This is a genomic window from Bifidobacterium sp. M0404, from assembly GCF_016101415.1.
Lineage (GTDB): Bacteria > Actinomycetota > Actinomycetes > Actinomycetales > Bifidobacteriaceae > Bombiscardovia > Bombiscardovia polysaccharolytica.
The window spans coordinates 483,480-506,860 of record NZ_JACFQP010000001.1; the positions used below are offsets into that span (position 1 = coordinate 483,480).

Below are 23,381 nucleotides of genomic sequence, written 5' to 3' on the forward strand. Positions count from 1 at the left end.
TTAGGAGGTCTCAGCTCGTGGACAGCACCTCGCAGCGGACAGACACATCGCGGGATGTGGAAATGAGCCAGTACGTGGCCGACCGCTCCCGCGTCAACGAAGAAAAAATCAAAAAAGACGACCAAATCATCTCCGAGTTCGGCGACTATACCTATGGCTGGCACGACTCCGATGATGCCGGGCGCAATGCCCACAAGGGCATTGACGAGGATGTCGTCCGTGCCATCTCGGCCGACAAGGGCGAGCCTGACTGGATGCTGCAGATGCGTCTCAAGGGCTATCGGGCCTTCATGGAAAAGCCCATGCCCAAGTGGGGCGTGGATTTAAGCGGGTTCGATGCCGACGACTTCAAGTACTATGTCAAGCCCTTAAAGGAGCAGGCCAAGGACTGGAAGGACCTGCCCGACGACATCCGCACCACCTATGACCGGCTGGGCATCCCCGAGGCCGAGAAGAAGCGGCTGGTCTCCGGTGTTGCCGCCCAGTACGAGTCTGAGGTCATCTACAACTCCATCCGCGACGACTTGCGCAAACAGGGGGTCATCTTCCTGGATACGGACACGGCCTTGAAAGAGTACCCAGACCTCTTCCGCAAGTACTTCGCCACGGTCATCCCCCCGGACGACAACAAGTTCGCCGCACTGAACACGGCGGCCTGGTCGGGTGGATCCTTCGTCTACGTGCCCAAGGGAGTCCATGTGGACATCCCCCTGCAGGCCTACTTCCGTATCAACACGCCCAATATGGGCCAGTTCGAGCGCACGCTGATCATTGCCGACGAGGGTTCCTACGTCCATTACGTGGAGGGCTGCACAGCACCCATTTACTCCACTGACTCTTTGCACGCGGCCAACGTGGAGATTGTGGTCGAACCTCATGCCCGTGTCCGCTACACCACGGTCCAGAACTGGTCCAACAACGTCTACAATTTGGTCACTCAGCGTGCCTATGTGCGCGAGGGCGGCACCATGGAGTGGGTGGACGGCAACATCGGGTCCAAGGCGACCATGAAATATCCGGCCTGCATCCTGGCCGAGCCCTACGCCAAGGCCGAGACCCTCTCCCTGGGCTTCGCTGGCAAGGGGCAGTACCAGGACACGGGTGCCAAGATGATTCACCTGGCACCCCATACCTCATCCACCATCGTCTCCAAGTCCATCTCCCGCAACGGGGGAAGGGCCGCTTACCGAGGCCTGGTCAAGATCATCAAGGGCGCCGAGAAGTCTTCTTCTTCGGTGGTCTGCGACGCCTTGCTGGTGGACGACTACTCCCGCTCGGATACCTACCCGCACGTGGATGTTCGCGAGGACGACGTCTCCATGGCTCATGAGGCCACCGTCTCCAAGGTCTCCGAGGACCAGCTCTTCTATCTGATGAGCCGCGGCCTGGAGGAGAAGGAGGCCATGGGCATGATTGTGCGCGGGTTCGTGGAGCCCATTTCCCGGCAGCTGCCCATGGAGTACGCGTTGGAGCTTAACCGCTTGGTCGAATTGCAGATGGAGGGTTCGGTAGGCTGATGTCACGAAACAGCGAAATAACCATTCCGCATGCGGATCCCAAGGATCCCTATGCTTTCCCGGCCACCATGCCGTCTAGTGCCGACAAGGAGCCACGTTCCTTCAACCCTGATGACTTTCCCATGCCTACCCGCAAGCAGGATGACTGGCGGTTCACCCCCATCGACCGGATGGAGGAGTTCTTCACTGTCTTCAAGCCCAGCGGTCTGACCAAGGTCTCGGTGACTATGATTGACGGGTCCGTCCCGTCAGCAGATCAGGTCAGCGTCAGCCGGGTTCCCATGGATCAGGCTCCCTGCGGAACCGTCCTCAAGCCCAGCGATCGAGCAGCCGCTGTGGAGTGGGCCAGCGGCAAGCAGGCAACCGTGGTCAACCTCAAGGGCACCCTGGATCAGCCCGTGCTGGTCCGTGTCAACGGCGGCGGCCCTGAGCTGGATGCCTTCCACTTGGTCATCACGGCCGAGGCGGGCACCAAGGCCGATCTGGTGGTCGAGCACCAGGGCCAGGCACGTCTGGCCGAGGGCGTCGAAATCGATATCGGTGACAATTCGCAGATGTCGACCACCTTCATCCAGGAGTGGGACAAGGGCAGCAAGCATGTAGGCAACCACCGCATTCACCTGGGCGCCGAGGCCTCCCTACGCCACTCTGTGGTCAGTTTGGGCGGCGATGTCGTGCGGCTGCGCATGGACCAGGACTTCGGCGGCGAGCAGGGCGACCTGAACATGCTGGGCATCTACTTCGTCGATCCCGGCCAGCACATGGAACACCGGACCATGGTGGTGCACAACCATCCCAACTGCAAGTCCCGTGTGGTCTACAAGGGTGCCTTGGACGGAATCGGCGCGCACACCACCTGGGTGGGCAACGCGCTCATTCAGCCGACTGCGCCTGGAACCGATTCATACGAGCTAAACCGGAACCTGGTTCTGACCCCTGGGGCCATCGCCGATTCCGAGCCCAACCTGGAGATCGAGAACGGCGACATCATCGGGGCAGGCCATGCGAGTTCGGTCGGACGCTTCGACGACGAGGAGCTCTTCTACTTGCAGTCCCGCGGCATTCCCGAGCAGGAGGCCCGCAAGCTGGTGGTTCGAGGCTTCTTCGGTGAACTGGTGGAGGAGATTGACGTCCCCAGCGTCTCCGGGCACCTGATGGGGGTCATCGACCGCAGGCTGGCGGCCGGCGAGGATCAAGAGATGCAGCACGTTTTGGAGGAGAACTGACATGTCCACATTGGAAATCAAGGATCTGCACGTCTCGGTGGAGACCAAGGAGGGTCGCAAGCAGATCCTCAAGGGGGCCACGCTGACCGTCCACTCCGGTGAGACCCACGCCATCATGGGGCCCAACGGTTCGGGCAAGTCCACCCTGGCCTACACCCTGGCTGGCCATCCCAAGTATGAGGTCGACTCGGGCCAGGCCCTGCTGGATGGGCGGGATCTGCTCAAGATGACCCCGGACGAGCGGGCCAAGGCCGGGCTCTTCCTGGCCATGCAGTATCCGGTCGAGGTACCCGGCGTATCCATGACCAATTTCCTGCGTACCGCCAAGACCGAGGTCGACGGCAAGGCCCCTGCCATCCGCCAGTGGACCAAGGATCTGAATGAAGCCATGAAGCGGCTGCGTATGGATCCCAAGTTCGCCCAGCGCTCGGTCAACGAAGGCTTCTCGGGCGGCGAGAAGAAGCGGGCCGAGGTCCTGCAGCTGGAGCTGCTCAAGCCTAAGTTCGCCATCCTGGACGAAACCGACTCCGGCCTGGACGTGGATGCCCTGCGCATCGTCTCCGAAGGTGTCAACAGGGCCAAGGAGAATACCGGCATGGGTGTGCTCATGGTTACCCACTACACCAGGATCCTCAAATACATCAAGCCTGATATCGTTCACGTTTTCGCCGACGGCCGCTTTGTGAAGACCGGTGGCCCTGAGCTGGCCGACACCCTGGAAGAGACCGGGTACGACCAGTACCTGCCCGAGGGTGCCGACTCTGAATCAGCCCTGGCCTGAGGATAAGAGAAGAGGTCCGCAATGGTCATTGATGACAGCATTCGGCAGCAGTTTCCGATTCTGGACCAGCAGGTGCATGGCCACCCTCTGGTCTATCTGGATTCGGCTGCCACTGCCCAGAAACCCCTGGCGGTCATCGATGCCGTTCGGGACTTTTACCTGAAGGACAACGCCGGGGTGCACAGGGGCGCCCACGAACTGGCCGCCCGCAGCACCGTGGCCTTTGAGCACGCGCGCTCACGTGTGGCCGCCCTGGTCGGCGCGGAAGGCCAGGAGGGCGGCGAAGAGATTGTCGTCACCGCCGGGGCTACGGCTGCTCTGAACCTGCTCGCCACCGCCTTCGGCAACGCCAGTCTGGGTCGCGGAGGCAAGGCGGCACGTCGATTTGCGCTGAAGCCAGGGGATGAGGTCGTGGTCAGCAAGGCCGAGCACCACTCGGTCCTGCTGCCCTTCCAGGAGCTCTGCTACCGGACCGGAGCAGTCCTCAAGTACTTCGATCTGGACTCGGAAGGCCGTGTTCTGGTAGATACAGCCGACCAGGTCATAACCGAGCGGACCAAGGTGGTCGCCGTCACCCATGTCAGCAACGTGACTGGCGCCATCACAGACATCAAGCCCATTGTCCGCCGTGCCCATCAAGTGGGTGCCCTGGTGGTGCTGGACGTGTGTCAGTCCGTGCCTCACCTGCCTATCGATCTGCACGCCATGGATGTGGACTTCGCAGTCTGGAGTGCACATAAGATGTATGGCCCCACAGGCGTGGGCTTCCTCTATGGACGCCGAGAGCTGCTTGAGGCCCTGCCTCCGGCATCATTCGGCGGATCCATGGTGGAGTTGGCCTATCTGGACCGTCCTGCCAGCTATATGGATCCCCCGGCTCGGTTCGAGGCCGGTACACAGCCGGTGGCACAGATGATCGGGGCCGGAGTAGCCGCCGATTGGCTGATGGGTTTGGGCATGGATAAGGTGGCCGAACATGAGAAGGCCATCACCGCCGGTCTGTTGAGGCTGGGGGAGTTGGACGGAGTGCGCATCCTAGGTCCGACCACACCAGAGGACCGGATCGGCACGGTCGCCTTCGACGTTCAGGGAGTCCATCCCCACGATGTAGGCCAGTACGTAGATTCACGTGGCATTGCCATCCGTGTAGGGCACCACTGCGCTCAGCCGGTGCATCGTCACTTTGGCCTGATGGCCTCTAACCGGGCCTCTACAGGCGTTTACAATACTGTGGCCGACACGGATGCCCTGCTGGATGCCGTCTCCGGTGTCCGCAGCTTCTTCAAAGTGGGCTGAGGGTCTTCACCGGCAGCACATTGACGGTTTTAGCAAAGACTTACTGGTAGGTTTAAGGACATGGCGGATTTCGGGATGGATGACGAAGAACTGGAGCAGATGTACCAGGAGGTGATTCTGGACGCAGCCCGTGATCCTCACGGGCGCGTAGGGAATCAGGCTGATGGGGGAGAAGACTCCGATGGCGACGGCGTGACCATCCGGGTGGAGCACGAGGCCTGCCTGGCTGCCGAGTCCCATCAGTTCAATCCCACCTGCGGGGATCAGGCCACCATCCATGTGGAAGTGGCGCCTGGCGAGCAGGGCGGCCCCGACCTCATCCAGCGAATCGTCTGGCAGGGTTCAGGTTGTTCCATCAGCCAGGCCAGTCTGTCCATCATGGTGGATCTGGTCCAGGGGCAGACTGTTGATCATGCCATGGACTTGGCTGCCGACTTCCGCAAGCTCATGGAATCGCGCGGAGCCGGACTTGAGGATGAGCAGGCCCAGGACGCTCTTGGCGATGCCATGGTCTTCCAAGGGGTGTCCAAGTACCCTATGCGAATCAAATGCGCCCTGCTGGGTTGGGAGGGCATGAAGGCCTCGGTGGCCCAGGCCCTGTCAGCCGGGCGGGAGAGCGACAGCAGTGAGAAGGAGGAGCAGGTATGAGCGGCAATACGAATCTGGTGCCCGAACCCCAGGACTCCATCCTGGCCTCGGTGGGCAGGGCCATCAGCGATCCAGGCACGGCACAGGCCCTGGCCAGCAATCCCCTGGGCGCGGAAACGGTGCTGAAGTCGGCCGAGGGCGGTTCCATGCGGCAGGTCGACGGTCAGGCGGACAAGAAGTCCGATGCGGACCAGGGCTCGAATGACGAATCCTCGGCCAGCGAGCCGGCCGCCAATAGCGAGAAAGCTGCGGACCAGAATGCCGCCGATGCTGAGGCTGCCGCTGAGGAGGCCATCCCTCTCAAGGCTGTCGACGACATCGGCCGAGCCACCGCGGAGGATGTCAGGGAGGCCCTGCACCAGGTCATCGATCCTGAGCTGGGCATCGATGTGGTCGACCTGGGGCTGGTCTATGGCATAGAAATCGACGAACTGGGACGGGCCATCATCACCATGACCCTGACCACGCCGGCCTGCCCGCTGACTGACCTGATCGAGGACCAGTGCGCCAGCGTCCTGGCGGGCCTGGTCGAGGAGTTCCGCATCGACTGGACCTGGTCGCCGCGCTGGACCCTGGACATGATCACCCCTGAGGGCCGCGAGCAGCTGGCCGCCATCGGCTTCAACTTCGAGAACATGCCTACCTATCAGTGAGGCATTCCGTCCTCTAGGTCATTTCGGGTCCTCCCGTGCGAATATACTGATGATTCCGGTCCGCCGTGACCGGCACGGCGCACGAGAGAAAGCACAGTGAAATGGCATTGTCCATGGGCTGGAAACTGCACGGCGACGGGAAAACATTGGCTCCGGGCGAGGTTGTGGAACCCGATGAGCGACTCACATGGCCACGTACGGCTGGCATCGGCGCCCAGCACGTTATCGCCATGTTCGGCTCCACCTTCCTGGTTCCCATTCTGACCGGATTCGACCCCTCTACCACCCTCTTCTTCACGGCCATGTCCACGGCCCTCTTCCTGCTGATCAACCGCAACCGTCTGCCCTCCTATCTGGGCAGCTCCTTCGGCTTCATCGCCCCGGTCCTGGCAGTGACCACTGCCCACAAGGGCCTGGCTGTGGCCTCCTTCGGGATCATGGTCACCGGTGCTTTGCTCTTCCTGATCGGCCTGATCGTCCACTTCGCAGGTTCGCGATGGATTGATCTGATCATGCCCCCGGTGGTCAACGGTGCCATCGTGGCCATCATCGGCTTCAACTTGGCCCCCTCGGCCTGGAAGAACTTCAAATCCGCCCCGCTGACCGCCCTGGTCACCCTGGTGGCCGTCATGCTGATAGCCGTGCTTTTCAAGGGTCTGATCGGCCGACTCAACATCCTTCTGGGCGTCATTGTCGGCTACATCTTCGCGGTCACCCAGGGCCAGGTAGATTTCGCAGCGGTGGAAAAGGCCGCCTGGTTCGGTCTGCCTCACTTCCACACCCCTCAGGCCGACCCGTCTGTCCTGGCCATGTTCATACCTGTGGTGCTGGTCCTGGTGGCCGAGAACATCGGTCACGTTAAGTCAGTGGCTCTGATGACCGGCCGTGATTATGACGACCAGATCGGCACCGCCTTGATGGCCGACGGCCTGGGCACTACGCTGGCCGGACTGGGCGGAGGCTCGGGCACCACCACCTACGCAGAGAACATCGGCGTCATGGCCGCCACCAAGGTCTATTCCACGGCCGCCTACTGGTGCGCCGCCATCTTCGCCTTCCTGCTCTCCCTCTGCCCCAAGTTCGGGGCCATCATCAACACCATCCCCACCGGTGTTCTGGGCGGGGTCACCACCATGCTCTACGGCATGATCGGCATGCTGGGCATTCGCATCTGGGTGGAGAACAAGGTGGACTTCGGCAAGTCCGTCAACATGACCGTGGGCGCCGTCGTCATGATCGTGGGCATCGCCGACTTCACCTTCGCGGTGGCCGGGGTCAGCTTTAACGGCATCGCTATTGGCTCTGTGGCCACGCTGGTCATGTACCACGGTCTCAAGGCCATCGGCCGCTGGCGGGGGACCATCGATCCGGACGACTACATTCATGAGGATTCGCAGGTCGCATCCCAGCAGAGCTGATTGCGTCGACGGCATCCGACACTCGGTGGTTGCCTGATTCTCGAACATTGCCTGCTGAAAAGTATCGCCTAATGTCTATGGCTGTCCGGTATTCAGTACTCGACTCGGTCATGGAGTGAAGCGGCTGAGACACCACGAATCCGCTAGGTAGCGTGGGTTCAATTCAATAGCCCTGTCAGTTGCTAGGTGGGTTCAGCTGGTTGGCAGGAATCAGTTGGCCGGCTCGGTCAGTTTGTTAACGAGCTCAACTGGCTGTCTGGGCGTAGTTGCCAGACTTGGCTCAGCTATCGTGTTCGGGTCTGGTTGCGTAGAAAGCCACAGCGCTTGAGGCAGCCACGTTCAGACTGTCCACGTCGTGGCTCATGGGGATGCGCACGGTCAGGTCCGCCCGGGCGATGGTCCTGTGGCTCAGCCCGTCGCCTTCTGTGCCGAAGATCAGGGCCAGGCGATCGATCTGGTCCTGCCCTGGACCTAGGCGTTCAGCCAATTCATCCAGGCTGATGGCATCCCGGTTCAGGGCCATAGCCGCCGTGGTGAAGCCCAGATCATGCAGTTGGTGCATGCCCTGATCGGGCCAGGCGTGGATGTCATCGCCGCCGATCCTGGTCCAGGGAACTTGAAAGACCGTGCCCATGGAGACCCGTGCGGCCCTGCGGTAAAGGGGGTCGGAGCAAGAGGGGGTGACCAGGACCGCATCCACCTGCAAGGCTGCCGCAGAACGCATCAGGGCGCCGATGTTAGTGTGATCAACTATGTTTTCCATGACGGCCACTCGCCTTGCCGATCGACAGATTTGCTCAACGGTGGGCAAAGGCCAGCGTCGCATGGCCGCTAGCGCGCCTCGATGAAGCCGGTACCCGGTTATGGTCTTGAGCTGTGCAGGGCTGGCCACGTAGACGGGAACGTTGTGTCCGAAGGCTGCGTCCACCTGGTCGAACATTGAACGCATCCCTTCCAGCCAGGGCTCTTCCACCAGGAAGGAGATGGGCTCAACCCCGGCATCCAGAGCACGGGCGATGACTTTGGGGGACTCCGCGATGAACAGGCCCTTAGCTGGTTCCAGACGATTGCGCAGTTGCGGCTCGGTTAGCCTGGTATAAGCCTCGATTCTGTCATCCTCGATGGAGTCGATTCTCACCCTGAGCACGCCTGCCGTTCCTCCTTCTGGTCCTGGGACCGCTGACTGGGCCTTGTTCTGTCAACAGCATAGGCAGCACAACCGAAAATCAAGCGTGGGTCATTTTGATGAAGAATGCGAATAATGAGTCCAAAAGAGCCGTATTGGTCAGCCGGACTAGTGAAAACAACGATTGTCGGCATACATAAATATTTTTCAATAAAGGCAAAAGCAGGAAAGATGCGAATCTTGATAGTTCCCATCGAGGGGAGATTGAGTGTCCGGAACGGGAGTTGAACCCGTACGCCTGTATATATATAGGCACTAGCACCTCAAGCTAGCGCGTCTACCATTCCGCCACCCGGACAGGTGCGTAATCGCAACGGAGACAATCATAGCATGATGGGCGGCATCGCGCACTGGGCGATTGGAGGAGCGTGTCGTCACGGAGAGTGCTTTTCGGCGGCGGGCTGTAGCCTAACACCATGACTGCACCCCTCTTCCTGCTGGATCCCGACCATGATGATTCCCCCTTGGCCAGTGATGAGCTCCATACCGGCTGGCGCCTGACCCTGCCCGAGCACATCCGTCGCCATGCCCTGGGTTCCATGAGGCTGAAGAATGGGGACCAGTTGGATCTATCAGACGGAGGTGGACTGCGCATCAGCGCCCTGGTCAGGGATGTTTCGACCGGCTTGGTAGAGGTCACCGCTGTGGGGCGGCAGGCACCTCCCGAGAAAGAACTGATTCTTATTCAGGCCCTGGCCAAGGGCGGCAAGGACGAGCAGGCCATCGACATGGCCACCCAGATCGGAGTCGATCAGGTCATGCCCTGGCAGGCTGATCGGTCCATAGCATAATGGCGGCCCGGCCGCAATGAACGGCACTGGCAGGCCGCCTTGGATACGGCCACCGAGCAGAGCCGGAGGGCCTATCGTCCTCGACTGCTGGACAAGGTGGACAGTCGTGGTCTGTCCTCCTGGTGTCGTAAGGCGACCGATCAGGGAAGCCTGGTTCTGGTCCTGCACCAGGATGCTGACCTTGGATGGGATGCAGTTCGTAAACGTGTCGACAAGTTGCCAGCTGGCTCCTCGGTCGCCGTGGTTGTGGGTCCTGAGGGTGGCATTGCCGATCAGGAGGTCCAGGCCATGATGAGGGAAGGGGCCCTGCCGGTCCGGTTGGGCGGGAACATTCTCCGAGCCGCTCTGGCCGGACCTGTGGCCCTGACCCTACTGGCGGACATGCTGGGTCGCTGGCAGTCGGAAGCCCCTGAGCCCAGCGCATGAAGTCGCGCACAATATACATCCTCGCCCATAAGATGGGAAACAACGAAAACAGCATTGTCAGCAAACAGTGAGGAGTGGTCATGAGCGATGACGACCGGCAGGAGGGTTGCATTTTCTGCAGAATTGTGGCAGGGGAGGTACCCAGCGAAAAGGTCTATGAGGATGAGACCGTCTACGCTTTCAAGGATGCCAACCCCAAGGCCGCCGTCCATGTCCTGATCGTCCCGCGTCACCACTACGCGTCCGTGGCTGAATTAGCCAAGGCCGATCCCAACACCCTGGCCCACATCGTCCAGGTGGCGCAGCAGATCGCCGACCAGGATTTCCACGGAGCCTACCGGCTGATCTTCAACACGGGGGAGGATGCCGGCCAATCGGTCTTTCATGTCCACGCCCACGTCCTGACCGGACAGGTGTTGCCCGAGTGAAGCCCATGTTCACCATCGTCATCGTGCAGGAAGGGAATCCGTGGCGGTAACTACGCGAACCCTGGAGATTCCGGAGGGAATCGACCCGGTTCAGGTGTTGGGGCCGGAAGACGCAGTCATTGACAGGATCGAGCATGCCTTCCCGGCAGTGTCTATCCTGGTTCGTGGCAACCGGATTATGCTGCGGGCTCAGGACCGGCAGGGCGACGTTGAGGCGGCACAGATCAGGGATCTACTGACCGAACTCATGCAGAACGCCGATCAGGTTCCCGTGGATGCCGATCAGGTTGGGCGAATACTGGACCACCGCCGTTTGGGGAACGCCGACGCAGCCGATTACTCCCATCCGGAAGAGCAGAAAATTACAGACCGCAATACTCAGGATTGCAATACGATAAACCATACTTCTGTAGACCGCGATTATGGGCAGACAGCTATGGCAGAGTCGGAGCGGAACAACGCTCTGGAAGGCATTGACCAACCACGTCAGGCAGCCCCAGCTGCAGTTCTCCGCCGCCCTCTGACCCAGGCTTCCAAGGGTCCGATCAGGCCCAAGACCGCTGGCCAGTCCGCCTATGTGGCCGCCATTGAAACGCATACCATCACTTTCGGCATTGGTCCGGCCGGCACCGGCAAGACCTATTTGGCAGTGGCCAAGGCCGTTCAGGAATTCCGGGCCGGCCGCATCGGCCGCATCATCCTGACCCGGCCTGCTGTGGAGGCGGGAGAGAGCCTGGGCTTTCTGCCTGGCACCCTCAATGAGAAGGTCGACCCCTATCTGCGGCCCCTCTACGATGCCCTGGCCGACATGCTGGGCACTTCGCGGCTCCACCGCCTTCTGGCCGATGAGACTATTGAAGTGGCCCCGCTGGCGTACATGCGGGGGCGCACCCTGAACGATGCCTTCGTCATCCTGGACGAAGCGCAGAACACCACCCGCAGGCAGATGAAGATGTTCTTGACCCGCCTGGGTTTCAACACCAAGATGGTCATCACCGGCGACGTCACCCAGGTGGATTTGGGTGGGCCTGCATCTGGTCTGGCCACTATCGAACAGGTTCTGCACGGCATCGACGATATTGCCTTCGTGCACCTGCAGGCGGCCGATGTGGTGCGCAATCGGCTGGTCGGGCAGATTGTCCGGGCCTACGACCGCGCCGATCAAGCCCGCAGCCGGAGACGGGAGCAGGCATGAGCGTTGAAGTGACCAACGAGACCCAATGGCTGATTGATGCCAAAACCTTCTCCGATCTGGGAGTGTGGGTGCTGGACCAGATGCGGGTGAGCACCCAGTCCGACATGACTATCATCTTCAACGATCCCGAGCCCATGGCGGTGCTGCACGAGCGCTGGATGAACCTGGTCGGCCCTACTGATGTCATGAGCTTCCCTATGGACGAGCTGCGTCCCGGCGACGAGAACCATCGGCAGGAGGGCATCCTGGGCGACATCGTCATCTGCCCCTGGGTGGCGGCACAGCAGGCTCTGGCTGCCGGTCATTCCACCATGGAGGAGATGCTGCTGCTGGCGATTCACGGCACCCTGCATCTGCTCGGATACGACCACGCCAGCAGGGAGCAGGAGGCGCAGATGTTCGGACTGCAGCGCCAGCTGCTGCTGACCTTCCTGGCCTTGCGCCAGGGGCCTATTGCGAATGCCGCGCTGCCGGCCGGAGCCACCAATGCTTTGGAGATCTATGAGCGGTACGGCCGTGGTGCCTCTCAGAGAGGCAAATCTCATGAATGAGCGGACCATAGCCGCCATGGTGGTCATGGCTTTGGCCATCATCGCCTTGGTCGTACTCTCCCTAGCGCTGGCCGAGGCCCAGGGGGCGCTCAACAGAGTGACCCGATCCAGTCTCAACAATTTGATTTTGGGCCTGCAGACCGACCAGGAACTCAGCCAGTTCTCCAGGATGAAGCGAATCGACCGCATTCATCGGGCCCAGAACCTAATCTCCCAGCGGCAGGTGACTGGAAGCGCCTGTGCCTTTTTCCGCATCATCTGTGACATCATGATCGGCGTCCTGGTGGCCTGCATGGCTGCTCTTGGTGGCATGCCTCTCTGGGAGCAGCTGCTGTGCGGAGTGGTCATGGCCATCCTGGTGGCTGCCATCTCCGTCACCTTGGGCCCTCGTGGTCGTTCCCGTCAGCCCATGGAAGCGTTGCTCAAACACGTGCGCCTGGTCGGGATGGCTGTTCTGTTGACCCCCTTCAAGCGTCGGCGGCAGGCTGAAGCCAGTGCACGCAAAAACCTTCGCGGCGAACTTTCCGACGACGAGGAACTGGAGAAGATCCAGATCGAACAGGGTCGGGCCATGGTCGACCAGCTGGTGGAGGCCGGTGCCTTCGATCCCGAGATCTCCGAGATGTTGAAGAATGTGCTGACACTATCGACTACGCTGACACGCGAAATCATGGTTCCTCGCACCGACATGATCTGCATCTCCAAGGATGCCAGTTTGGATTCGGCTCTGAAGCTCTTCTCCCGGTCGGGATTCTCCCGTATTCCCGCCATTGGTGAAGACGTGGATGACCTGGTCGGTATCGTCTATTTGAAGGATGTGGTTCGCGCCCTGGCCTTCAACCGCAAGGGTGACAGATCAGTTGCCTCCATCATCCGTCGTCCCGTTTTGGTGCCTGAGTCAAAGCCCGTGGACGACCTTTTCCACTACATGCAACGCTCACGCCACCACCTGGCTGTGGTTGTGGACGAGTACGGGGGCATAGCCGGTTTGGTCACCATTGAGGATGCCATCGAGCAGATCGTGGGCGAGCTGGAGGATGAGCACGACCGGGTCCAGCACGACGAGCCCAAGCAGATCGGCCCGCACACTTGGCAGCTGCCGGTCCGCACGCCTATCGCCGACCTGGAGGAGCTCTACGAGATCACCATTGACGAAGATGACGTAGATACGGTCTACGGTTTGTTGACCAAGCTGCTGGGCTCCGTGCCAGTTTCAGGCTCATCGGCGGTGACCCGAGGAATAAGATTGACCGCCGGCGAGGCGGTCGGCCGTCGCAAGAAGATCGCCACTATCGTGGTCGAACCAGCCAACGGATCCAACATCGCCCTGGATCTGGAAGACGGTGCGGAGCAAGAAGACGAACAGGCCGACAGGGATCAATCCGAGCAGGACAGTCAGGAGAATTCATGACCAAGGAAGAACAGAGCGAGGCCAAGGCACCGGTCCACCGATCGGGTTTCGTGGCGGTAGTGGGCCGACCCAATGTGGGCAAGTCCACGCTCATGAACGCCCTGGTAGGAAGGCCCATCGCCATAGCTTCCTCAAGGCCAGAGACTACCCGCAAGGCAATCCGTGGGATAATGACCCGCCCCGAGGCCCAGGTGGTCTTGGTGGACACCCCAGGCATCCATCGCCCGCGTACCTTGTTGGGCCAACGGCTCAACGACGTGGTGGAGGCCTCCCTGTCGGACGTGGATGCCATTGCGTTCCTGCTGCCCGCAGACCAAGCCATCGGTCCAGGCGACCGTCGCATTCTCAGCCGGTTGCGGTCCGATTTCGCCCATAAGGATAAGGATGGCAAGTGGATTTGGCGAAAGCCTCTGATCGCCGTAGTGACGAAGATCGACCAGCTGAGCAAAAGCCAGCTGGCGGACAAGCTCCTGCAGATCGGGGCCTTCGCCGACTTCTCCCAGATTGTTCCGGTCAGCGCCCTGGAGGCTGACAACGTGGACGAGGTGGCCAAGGTTTTAATGGATGTCATGCCCGAAGGCCCTCAGCTCTACCCTGACGACCAGCTGACCGAGGAGCGTCCCGAGGACATGATTGCTGAGCTGGTTCGCGGCGCCTACCTGGAGGAGCTCAACGACGAGCTGCCCCACTCCCTGGCAGTTCGTGTGGAGTCAATCGATCCGGATCCAGAGGGCGGGCGCGACACGGTCCATATAGGCATTTATGTAGAGCGTGACTCCCAGAAGCCCATCGTCATCGGGCGGGGGGCCGAGCACCTGGTGCGCGTGAAGAAGAAGTTGCGCACCGCCGTCAACCGGACCATGGGTCGCAAGGTCCGGTTGGATTTGCACGTCAAGGTCGCCCGCAACTGGCAGACTGACCCCAAGCAGTTGGAGCGCCTGGGGTTCTGATCGTGTTCAGCGGCGGGGTGCCGGGGTGCGCTTGGCCGTATACATCCGGGTGTTCAGCAGGTCAGCGTAGCGCTCGATGACCTTGGGCCGAATCACCTTCATGGATGGTGTCATCAGACCATTGTCCTGGGTGAACTCCTCGGGCAGGATGATAAACTTGCGCACCGACTCGGCCCGGGAGACGCCCTCGTTGGCCCGGTCCACATACTCCTGGACCTCGGCCCGGACCACGGCGTTCTGCGCAGCCTCCTGTAGGGACATGTTGCGATCCAGCCCCTTGGAGGCCAGCCAGGGCCGCAGGGCGGACTCGTTCAGGGTGACCAGGGCCGAGATGAAGGGTCGCTTGTCGCCCAGAACCAGGGCCTGGGAGACGATCTCGGAACGCTCGATGACCTCCTCGATGGGCCTTGGGGAGACGTTCTTGCCGCCGGCCGTGATGATCAGGTCCTTCTTGCGCCCGGTGAGGAAGAGGAACCCGTCTCGGGAGAGCCGTCCCAGGTCGCCGGTGGCGTACCAGCCGTCCTCAGTAAAGGAATCGAGGGTGGCCTCTTCATTCTTGTGGTAGCGGTGGAATACGCAGACGCCCTTGATTTGCACTTCGCCGTCCGAGGCGATGCGGATGGTGAATCCCGGGAAGGGAATGCCTACCGAGCCCCGGTGGTAGGGCGTGCCCAGGGGGTTGAAGGCGCAGGGTGCTGTGGTCTCGGTCAGGCCGTAGCCTTCATAGACCGGGACATTGGATCCGCGGAAGAAGCCCAGCAATTCCGGGTCCAGTGGAGCGCCTCCGGAGACGATCCACTTGGCCCGCCCGCCCAGTACCTGGCGCAAAGAAGAATAAACCAGCGGGTCGTAGAAGGCACGCCGCAGGGCGCTGCGCCTGGTCGGCCAGCCCTGACGGGAGATGTCCTCCATGTAGGTGCGTGCAGCCCGGGCCGCCCCATTGAAGATCCTGCCCTTGATGCCGTGCCCAGCCTTCTGGGATGCGGCGTTGTAGACCTTCTCGAAGACCCTGGGCACGCCGATGATGACCGTTGGCTTGGACTCCTGCAGATCGGACAGCAGGGTAGCCAGACCAGAGGAGATGTAGACGTGCATGGTCCCGTAGACGACCCCGTAGCTGATGGCCCGAGCAAACGTGTGGGCTTGGGGCAGGAAGAGCAGGATGGATCCATTCGGGTCGTGGGTCAGATTGGGAATGAAAGCGTTCAGGTTTCTGGCCAGCTGGCAGTAGTGCTCATGGGTCATCTCCACGCCCTTGGGCGCCGCAGTGGAACCAGATGTGTAGACGATGGAGCAGAGGTCGGTCTTGTGGATGGAGTTGATCCGCTCGTCAAGCTCGGCGTCGCTGACCGATTCCCCATAGGCCTGCAGTTCCTGCAGGGCCCCGGATTCCAGGCAGGCGATCCGCTCCAGGGTGGGGCACTCCTTGTCGGCCCCCTCGGCCTTGGCGCGCATCTCTGTGGTCTGCACCACCAGTAGCCTGGCATCGGAGTTGTTGACGATGAATCGGATTTGCTCGGCCGAGTCGGTGTCGTAGATGGTGGCGATGACCCCGCCAATGGAGAGGACCGCGGCATCCACGATGTCCCACTCATAGCTTGTCCTGCACATGAAGGCCACGGCATCGCCCTTCTTCAGCCCGTAGTGCATGAAGCCCTTGGCGGTGGTCCTGATGTCTTGCAGAATCTCTCGGCCGGTCCGGTAGGTCCAGCTGCCGTTCTCCACAAAGTGCAGAACCGGCTGGTCAGGAGTGCGGCGGGCTCGATCAGCGTAGATGTCGTAGACGGTCATGTCGTCTGGCACCGGACCCATGCCGGCGGTGGTGGCTGAAAGCAGTCCCGAGGCCGGATCCATACGCGTGGTGGTGGCGTAGTCAGCTGACCAGAAATGCGTATTGGGCAGGGCAAGGGCTTCCTGGGCGGCACCTGATGGATCCGCAGCCTCCTCGCCAGTCGGTCCCTCCCCATGACCCACCTGGTGTGCCACAAAAGATTTGACCGATGCTAGTAACGACACGTTGTCTCCTTCAATAATCGCGGGATATGTCCAGAATAGCCGTCTACTTGGAGAAGGGTGAGCCCGGTGCTAAAGTGGGGACGTTGCTTTGGCGAGGGAGGCTTCATGGCCTCCGTTATCGACTCGGCTGGATCATCGGCGGCCTTTCCTTTTTGGCGGTCCGGAATCCGACGCGGCGATGCGCCAGGACCGGCCCAGGTCGGTCTTGAGGAACCACTCAAGGAAGGAAGCCAACATGGCTAACACAATTAAGCTCGAGGGCGAAGTCCGCGACCAATTTGGCAAGGGGGCGGCACGCCGCATGCGCGTGGCCCAGCAGATCCCCGCCACCATCTACGCCGGAGGCGCCCAGCCCGATTACATCAAGCTGCCCATGCGCGAGACCACTTTAGCCCTGCGCCGCGCCAACGCCCTCTTCTCCATCAGCTTCGGCGGACAGACCAAGACGGCGGTGGTCAAGGACGTGCAGCGCAACCCAGTCAAGCGCCAGGTAGAGCACATCGACTTCTATGAGGTCCGCGCCGGCGAGAAGGTCACCGTGGAGGTGCCTGTCTTCGTCAGCGGCGAGACCAAGGGCGCTGCCGTGGCCTTGGTCGACACCCAGAACCTGCAGGTCCGGGCCGACGTGTCCAACCTGCCCGAGCGCATCGATATCAGCGTTGAAGGCCTGGCAGAGGGCGACAAGATCCTGGCCAAGGACATCAAGCTGCCCGAAGGCTCCGAGCTGATCATCGACGATATGGAGGAATCCATCGTCTCCGTCGAGATCCCCAAGGAGGAGAGCCTGGAGACCCCCACCGAGGAAACCGAACAGACCGAGGCGGAAGCTGCCCCGGAGGCCGACGAACAGAGCGAGTGAACCAAGAGGTTCGATCTGCAAGGCAAGGCCGTGGGATCATCACGATCCTGCGGCCTTTTTGTCTATAACGGTCACTATGCGAAATACGCTGAACGGGTCATGGTCTGCCTATGCGATAGTTCGGGTACCGGGCATCGCCATAAGCATAGCGCCCGAGCAACCAATACAGTAGCAAGAAGAAGTGGTAGATAATGGCAGAGCAATCACATCACGACCCGAAGGCACTCAATGAGTTGGCGGACGCTTTCAAGGTCATTCCCAACGATCATCCCGCCTCTGACGAGGAGCGTGCCCGGCTGATTGATAAGCCTGCCTTCGGCCAGCTCTTCTCAGACAACATGGCCCACATGGAATGGACTTCAAACGACGGCTGGAAGGACCGCAGGGTTGAGCCCTACGGACCGCTCAGACTGGATCCGGGCGCCTCGGTGCTTCACTATGCCCAGGAGGCCTTTGAGGGGCTCAAGGCCTACTACCATGACGACGGCTCCATCTGGCTCTTCCGGCCCGATGCCAATGCTCAGCGCTTCTACAATTCCGCCAAGCGTCTGGCCCTGCCTCCGCTCGAGCCCGATGACTTCCTGGGATCGGTCGCGGCCTTGGTCCGCCGTGACGCGGCCTGGGTGCCCAAGCGTCGTGAGTATACGCTCTATATGCGCCCCTATATGTTCGCCTCCGAGCCTTTCCTGGGTGTGCGCGCTCCACATGCGGTGGATTATTGCGTCATCGCCTCGCCCTCGGGACCCTACTTCGCCGGCGGTGTCAAGCCGGTCAGCATCTGGGTGGAAGACAAGTGGTTCCGCACCGGCCCCGGCGGCACCGGCTTCGCCAAGTGCGGCGGCAACTATGCGGCATCCCTGCTGGGTGAGAACCGCGGTGCTGAGCACGGATGCGAGCAGGTCTGCTTCGTCGACGCAGCCACTAAGACCTACCTGGAGGAGCTTGGAGGCATGAACATGTTCACCGTCCACAAGGACGGACACCTGGAGACCCCCAGCCTGACCGGAACCATTCTGCCCGGCGTCACCCGCAACTCCCTGATCACCCTGGCCCAGGACCACGGCCGTGACGTGGTTGAGACCATGATCCGTCTGGACACGCTGCTGGACGACATCCGCTCCGGCGAGGTCACCGAGGTGTTCGCCTGCGGGACCGCCGCCATAATCACACCGATCGGGCGCTTCAAGTCTGAGAACTTCGACGTTGAGGTGGCCGATGGTGGTTCAGGCAAGGTTACTATGGACTTCCGCAACGAGCTCCTGGGCATCCAGCTGGGCGAGCTCGAGGATCCGCACGACTGGATGTGGAAGGTCTGCTGAGCGCTGACTCCATTACTGCCTGATAGGTCTTGAAAGGAAAGCGGCTCCAGGGTGATATTCCGCCTTGGGTCGATTTCTCTCATGTTTGTGGCCTTGCGCACATCACCGGCCTGTTCTGCTGTGTGTTTGGCTAATCTATAGACGGACCTGAGTGCGGGACAAGTTCGGGAGGAGAGGCGCGGGATGAAGACGGCCTTGGAGGGGAACCTGGTCTTCATGGTCATCGAGTACCTGGGCATCCTCAGTTGCGGTCTTTCAGGCGGACTGGCTGCTGTGCGTAAGGGTTACGACATCATCGCCATTCTGCTGGTTTCGTGGATCAGCGCCCTGGGCGGCGGGGTGGTCCGTGATGTCCTGCTGGGTCAGGTGCCACCCAGCGGCATCACCGACAAGGGCTCGGTCATCGTTACCCTGGCATCCGGCCTGGTCGTAGCTGTCGCTCATCCTGAAATCAGCAGGATGACCTGGTCCATGCTGGTCACCGATGCCATGGCCTTGGGGTCTTTCGCTGTCAACGGGACCGCCAAGGCTTTGATGTGTGGAACCGGGGGTATGACGGCCATTTTTATGGGCATGGCCACGGCCTTGGTGGGCGGTCTGTTGCGAGACATCCTTCTCAACCAGGTGCCTGCGGTCATCCAGGACCAGCATTGGTACGCGCTGCCTTCCCTGATCGGATGCCTGCTGACCCTGGCATCCACGCGCGCCCAGCAGCACGGGCTCTATCCGGCACGGGTCGACATGGCTCTGGACCTGGCCGTCGTGGCCCTGGTGGTCGTCCTGCGCATCATCTCGGTGAAATTCGACATTCTGGTGCCTGGAGCAGTGGACCGGCGCTCGGCCCGGCTGCCGCTCAACGATGCCCAGCTGGCCAGGGCCATCCGTCATCTGACGCGCGGCCGGTCGAATATCAGCGTCACCATCAAGCACACCGACGAGGATACCGGTGAGAATCCGGATGCGAATTCGGATACCAAAAAGGGCCGGTGATCCAAGCGCTTGGATCACCGGCCCTTGTGGGGCCACTCGGTTCAGAGGGCGTTGACGGCGTTGGCCAGACCGGACTTGCGGTTGGCGGCCTGGTTGCGGTGGATTACCCCCTTGCCAGCAGCCTTGTCCAGACGGCGGGCGGCCACCTGATAGGCAGTCTGGGCGGCCTCCTTGTCACCGGCATCCACGGCCTTGCGCACGGAACGCACGGAGGTCTTGATTGCGCTCTTGACCTCCTTGTTGCGCAGGTGCGCCTTTTCGTTGGTGATGACCCGCTTCTTCTGCGACTTGATGTTTGCCAATGTTGCTCCAAACGATGAATGTATCTGTACAGACAACCCACCATACTAGCACCCGACCGGGAGAAGAATCCGCCAGAGGCGGGCGCTTCGGCCCAGGGCATCGTCTAGAATCGTTAGACCAGACGTACGTGAGGAGAGCAGACCGGTGCAGGAAGCCAAGAACCAACCAGGATTCACCGACCAATCGCTGATCCGCAACTTCTGCATCATCGCCCACATCGATCACGGAAAATCCACGGTGGCCGACCGGATCCTGCAGCTGAGTGGGATCGTGCCCAAGCGCGAGATGCACGACCGGTTCCTGGACAGGATGGACATCGAGCAGGAGCGCGGGATCACCATCAAATCCCAGGCCGTTCGCCTGCCCTGGGTCAAGGACGGCATCGAATACACCCTGGGAATGATTGACACCCCCGGTCATGTGGACTTCACCTACGAGGTATCCCGGGCTCTGGAAGCCTGTGAGGGCGCGGTGCTGCTGGTGGACGCCACCCAGGGCATCGAGGCGCAGACCCTCTCCAACCTGTATATGGCCTTGGAGGATGACCTGACCATCATCCCCGTCCTCAACAAGATCGACCTGCCCTCGGCCGAGCCGGACAAGCATGCCGAGGAGATTGCCAATCTGATCGGCTGCTCCACTGATGAGGTGCTCCGTGTGTCAGGCAAGACCGGCCAGGGGATCCGCGAGCTGGTGGACCGCATCGTGGACCAGGTGCCCGCCCCCAAGGGGGACCCCAAGGCTCCGGCCCGCGCTCTTATCTTCGACTCGATCTACGACTCCTACCGGGGAATCGTCACCTACATCAGGATGGTGGACGGCGAGCTCAAAGAGCGCCAGAAGATCCGCATGATGGGCCGGGCGACCGTGCACGACCCCATCGAGCTGGGCGTGATCAGTCCGGACATGACCCCCACCAAGGCCCTGGGTGCCGGGGAGGTCGGCTACGTGATCACCGGCGTCAAGGACGTTAGCCAGTCCAAGGTGGGTGACACGGTCACCACCGAGGCCAACCCTGCCAAGGAGCCTCTGCCCGGCTATCAGGACCCCCAGCCCATGGTCTATTCCGGGCTCTTCCCCATCGACAACGCCCGGTTCCCCGAGCTGCGAGACGCCTTGGACAAGCTCAAGCTCAACGATGCCGCCCTGGTCTACGAGCCAGAGACGTCGGTGGCCCTGGGCTTCGGCTTCCGCTGCGGCTTCCTGGGGTTGCTGCACATGGAGATTGTCACCGAGCGCCTGAGCAGGGAGTTCGGCATGGATCTGATCGCCACGGCCCCCAACGTCACCTACCAGGTGACCATGGAGGACGGCAGCGAGCACACGGTGACCAACCCCAGCGAGTTCCCCGACGGCAAGGTGCGCCAGATTCTGGAACCCGTGGTCAGCGCCGACATCATCACGCCAAAGGAGTTCATCGGACCGGTCATGGAGCTCTGTCAGGACCATCGCGGGCAGATGGGGACCATGGAGTACCTGAGCCCCGAGCGCGTCGAGATGCACTACCGGATGCCCCTGGCCGAGATCGTCTTCGACTTCTTCGACCAGCTGAAGAGCAGGACCAAGGGATACGCCAGCCTGGACTACCAGCCGGACGGGACCCAGTCCGCCGACCTAGTCAAGGTGGACATCCTCATCCAGGGGGAGAAGATCGACGCCTTCTCGGCCATCGTCCACAAGGACAAGGCCTACGCCTACGGGGTGATGATGACCAAGAAGCTGCGCAAGCTGATTCCGCGTCAGCAGTTCGAAATTCCCATCCAGGCCGCCATAGGGTCCCGGATCATCGCCCGGGAGACCATCAGCGCCCTGCGCAAGGACGTGCTGGCCAAGTGCTACGGGGGCGACATCACCCGCAAGCGCAAACTGCTGGAGAAGCAGAAGGCCGGCAAGAAGCGCATGAAGATGCTGGGTCATGTCGAAGTGCCCCAGGAGGCCTTCATCGCCGCCCTGAGCACTGGCCAGACCCAGGATCGGGACACCAAGGACAAGATCCGGGCCGCCGCCAAGAAGGAGGGCTGAACGGGTGGGATCCTACCAGGTCTACATCCATGTGCCCTTCTGCATACGCCGCTGCGGCTATTGCGACTTCAACACCTACACAGCCCGGGACCTGGGCGGGGGTGCCAGCCGGGAGCACTACGCCGACCTGGCCATCCAGGAGATGCGTATGGTTCGCGACTGGCAGACCTCCCGAGGTTTGATAGAGCCACCCGTGTCCACCATCTTCTTCGGCGGAGGCACGCCGACCATTCTGCCTGCCAAGGATCTGGTGCGCATGGTCGAGGCCGTGGCCGACCTCTGGGGGCTGTCCCCGGATGCCGAAATCACCACCGAAGCCAACCCCGACACCGTGGATCGGGCCTACCTGGAGCAGCTGCTCAGGGGCGGTATCAATCGTGTCTCCTTCGGTATGCAGTCAGCTGTGCCCAGCGTCCTGGCCACCTTGGATCGCACCCACACCCCGGCCAATGTGACCATTGATGTGGCCGCTGCCCATGATTTGGGGCTTAGGGCCAGCGTGGATCTGATCTACGGCACGCCAGGGGAGCGGCTCGAGGATTGGCGGACCAGCCTGCAGGCGGCCCTGAACCTGGGCGTGGACCATGTCTCTGCCTATGCCCTGACCCTGGAACCGACCACCAAGATGGGCCGAGCTGTGCGTCGGGGTCAACTTCCCGCCCCCGATGACGATGACGAGGCGGCCAAGTACGAGATGGCCGACGATATGCTCTCCCAGGCAGGCCTTAACTGGTACGAGATCTCCAACTGGGCCCGTCCCGGCCAGGAGAGCCGCCACAACCTGGGTTACTGGCACAACGTGGACTGGGCCGGCATCGGGCCCGGCGCCCACTCGCACTATCGGGGTCTGGAAGGCCAGGTCACTGGCACGGCACCAGTGGAAGAAGCCTGGGAGTCGGAGTCCGTTTCCTTCGTCTCACCTGGGTTCAGGGCCACTGGAAAAGCATCAGCGCAAGAGGCCGAGCCCGGGGCACGCTGGTGGCTTTCGCCGGAGCCTGGCTTGGGGGAGCGGCGTGCCCGGGCCATTCGCTCCTGGGACATCGCCCACCCCAGGGACTGGGCCGCCGCGATGAATGCCGGACATGTGCCATGGCAGGATGCTGAGCTGCTGGGCTGGAGGCAGGACCTGGAGGAGACCGTCATGCTGGCCCTGCGCCTGCCCGAAGGCTTGGGACTGGATCGGCTGACCAGGCAGGCGGGTCGTCCGGCCGACCCGAAGATTCTCAAGGATCTGGTCAATCAGGGCCTCCTGCTGCCCGTAAGTGACAGAATTCAGGTGACCCGCCGGGGTCGCCTGCTCAACGATCTGGTCATCGATCAGGTCCTGGAGGCGGTAGGAATTCGTTAGACACTGCGGAACGTTACACGGATGTCACCTGTGGATGCATTATCCTG

20 protein-coding genes, 1 tRNA gene and 1 pseudogene are annotated in these 23,381 nt (G+C 61.5%); 18 read left to right on the top strand and 4 right to left on the bottom strand.

Translation table 11 applies throughout. From position 1 onward, the window contains the following. Positions 1–62: 62 nt before the first annotated feature. The 7 genes from sufB to H3T93_RS02015 all read left to right on the top strand — a co-directional run bounded on the left by sufB (position 63) and on the right by H3T93_RS02015 (position 7,539). Positions 63–1,517 carry a Fe-S cluster assembly protein SufB gene (gene sufB, locus H3T93_RS01985; RefSeq protein ID WP_081581024.1) on the top strand — a complete coding sequence of 485 codons (1,455 nt, stop codon included), beginning with the start codon at positions 63–65 and terminating at the stop codon, positions 1,515–1,517. Then, on the top strand, positions 1,517–2,743 hold the full coding sequence (gene sufD, locus H3T93_RS01990; RefSeq protein WP_144177152.1) for a Fe-S cluster assembly protein SufD: 1,227 nt from the start codon (positions 1,517–1,519) through the stop codon (positions 2,741–2,743). Before sufB ends, sufD begins: the two co-directional genes overlap by 1 nt. Position 2,744: 1 nt before the next feature. Then, complete coding sequence (gene sufC, locus H3T93_RS01995; RefSeq protein WP_144177151.1) at positions 2,745–3,524, top strand: Fe-S cluster assembly ATPase SufC; 780 nt, start codon at positions 2,745–2,747, stop codon at positions 3,522–3,524. Positions 3,525–3,545: 21 nt separating this feature from the next. Next, positions 3,546–4,820: a SufS family cysteine desulfurase gene (locus H3T93_RS02000; protein ID WP_144177150.1), complete on the top strand. Its 1,275-nt coding sequence runs from the start codon at positions 3,546–3,548 to the stop codon at positions 4,818–4,820. Between the two features lie 60 nt (positions 4,821–4,880). After that, positions 4,881–5,468 (top strand): Fe-S cluster assembly sulfur transfer protein SufU, encoded by a 588-nt coding sequence (gene sufU, locus H3T93_RS02005; protein ID WP_144177149.1) that lies wholly within the window; start codon positions 4,881–4,883, stop codon positions 5,466–5,468. Next, the gene (locus tag H3T93_RS02010; RefSeq protein ID WP_144177148.1) at positions 5,465–6,121 is read left to right on the top strand and encodes a metal-sulfur cluster assembly factor; all 657 of its coding nucleotides are present in this window, start codon (positions 5,465–5,467) and stop codon (positions 6,119–6,121) included. The genes sufU and H3T93_RS02010 overlap by 4 nt, the downstream gene beginning before the upstream one ends. Before the next feature lie 101 nt (positions 6,122–6,222). Continuing rightward, complete coding sequence (locus H3T93_RS02015) at positions 6,223–7,539, top strand: uracil-xanthine permease family protein (protein WP_144177147.1); 1,317 nt, start codon at positions 6,223–6,225, stop codon at positions 7,537–7,539. Between the two features lie 280 nt (positions 7,540–7,819). On the opposite strand, the gene H3T93_RS02020 is transcribed toward H3T93_RS02015, so the two are convergent. After that, entirely contained in the window at positions 7,820–8,686 is an 867-nt protein-coding gene (locus H3T93_RS02020) for a TrmH family RNA methyltransferase (protein WP_144177145.1), read from the bottom strand. Positions 8,687–8,934: 248 nt separating this feature from the next. After that, positions 8,935–9,023 (bottom strand) — tRNA-Leu (locus tag H3T93_RS02025). Between the two features lie 118 nt (positions 9,024–9,141). Here H3T93_RS02025 and H3T93_RS02030 point away from each other — a divergent pair. From H3T93_RS02030 to era, 6 genes and pseudogenes are all read left to right on the top strand, one after another. Then, positions 9,142–9,942 (top strand): annotated as a pseudogene (locus H3T93_RS02030) (16S rRNA (uracil(1498)-N(3))-methyltransferase). An 80-nt stretch (positions 9,943–10,022) separates the two neighbouring features. Further along, complete coding sequence (locus H3T93_RS02035) at positions 10,023–10,370, top strand: histidine triad nucleotide-binding protein (RefSeq protein WP_110412971.1); 348 nt, start codon at positions 10,023–10,025, stop codon at positions 10,368–10,370. Between the two features lie 40 nt (positions 10,371–10,410). Then, the gene (locus tag H3T93_RS02040) at positions 10,411–11,565 is read left to right on the top strand and encodes a PhoH family protein (RefSeq protein ID WP_144177144.1); all 1,155 of its coding nucleotides are present in this window, start codon (positions 10,411–10,413) and stop codon (positions 11,563–11,565) included. Beyond that, the gene (gene ybeY, locus H3T93_RS02045; protein ID WP_046322961.1) at positions 11,562–12,116 is read left to right on the top strand and encodes an rRNA maturation RNase YbeY; all 555 of its coding nucleotides are present in this window, start codon (positions 11,562–11,564) and stop codon (positions 12,114–12,116) included. Before H3T93_RS02040 ends, ybeY begins: the two co-directional genes overlap by 4 nt. Further along, on the top strand, positions 12,109–13,527 hold the full coding sequence (locus H3T93_RS02050; RefSeq protein WP_144177143.1) for a hemolysin family protein: 1,419 nt from the start codon (positions 12,109–12,111) through the stop codon (positions 13,525–13,527). The genes ybeY and H3T93_RS02050 overlap by 8 nt, the downstream gene beginning before the upstream one ends. Beyond that, on the top strand, positions 13,524–14,477 hold the full coding sequence (gene era, locus H3T93_RS02055; RefSeq protein ID WP_144177142.1) for a GTPase Era: 954 nt from the start codon (positions 13,524–13,526) through the stop codon (positions 14,475–14,477). The genes H3T93_RS02050 and era overlap by 4 nt, the downstream gene beginning before the upstream one ends. A 6-nt stretch (positions 14,478–14,483) precedes the next feature. Here the strand turns inward: era and H3T93_RS02060 are convergent, their stop codons facing one another. Continuing rightward, complete coding sequence (locus tag H3T93_RS02060) at positions 14,484–16,493, bottom strand: AMP-dependent synthetase/ligase (protein WP_144177141.1); 2,010 nt, start codon at positions 16,491–16,493, stop codon at positions 14,484–14,486. Positions 16,494–16,728: 235 nt separating this feature from the next. Between H3T93_RS02060 and H3T93_RS02065 the strand changes: the two genes are divergently transcribed. The 3 genes from H3T93_RS02065 (at position 16,729) to H3T93_RS02075 (ending at position 19,661) form a co-directional block, all read left to right on the top strand. Continuing rightward, positions 16,729–17,352 (top strand): 50S ribosomal protein L25/general stress protein Ctc, encoded by a 624-nt coding sequence (locus H3T93_RS02065; RefSeq protein WP_046322957.1) that lies wholly within the window; start codon positions 16,729–16,731, stop codon positions 17,350–17,352. A 191-nt stretch (positions 17,353–17,543) separates the two neighbouring features. Further along, a complete protein-coding gene (locus H3T93_RS02070) occupies positions 17,544–18,671 on the top strand; it encodes a branched-chain amino acid aminotransferase (protein ID WP_144177140.1) in 1,128 nt (375 codons plus the stop codon). 183 nt (positions 18,672–18,854) lie between these two features. Next, positions 18,855–19,661, top strand: coding sequence for a trimeric intracellular cation channel family protein (locus H3T93_RS02075; RefSeq protein WP_144177139.1), 807 nt, complete (start codon positions 18,855–18,857; stop codon positions 19,659–19,661). A gap of 41 nt (positions 19,662–19,702) precedes the next feature. Here the strand turns inward: H3T93_RS02075 and rpsT are convergent, their stop codons facing one another. Next, entirely contained in the window at positions 19,703–19,963 is a 261-nt protein-coding gene (gene rpsT, locus H3T93_RS02080; protein WP_110425280.1) for a 30S ribosomal protein S20, read from the bottom strand. Between the two features lie 145 nt (positions 19,964–20,108). Between rpsT and lepA the strand changes: the two genes are divergently transcribed. Together lepA and hemW are read left to right on the top strand one after the other, a co-directional pair. Further along, entirely contained in the window at positions 20,109–21,986 is a 1,878-nt protein-coding gene (lepA, locus tag H3T93_RS02085) for a translation elongation factor 4 (RefSeq protein ID WP_110425279.1), read from the top strand. 4 nt (positions 21,987–21,990) lie between these two features. Beyond that, positions 21,991–23,334, top strand: a complete 1,344-nt coding sequence (hemW, locus tag H3T93_RS02090) for a radical SAM family heme chaperone HemW (protein WP_110425278.1) — start codon at positions 21,991–21,993, stop codon at positions 23,332–23,334. Positions 23,335–23,381 lie beyond the last annotated feature (47 nt).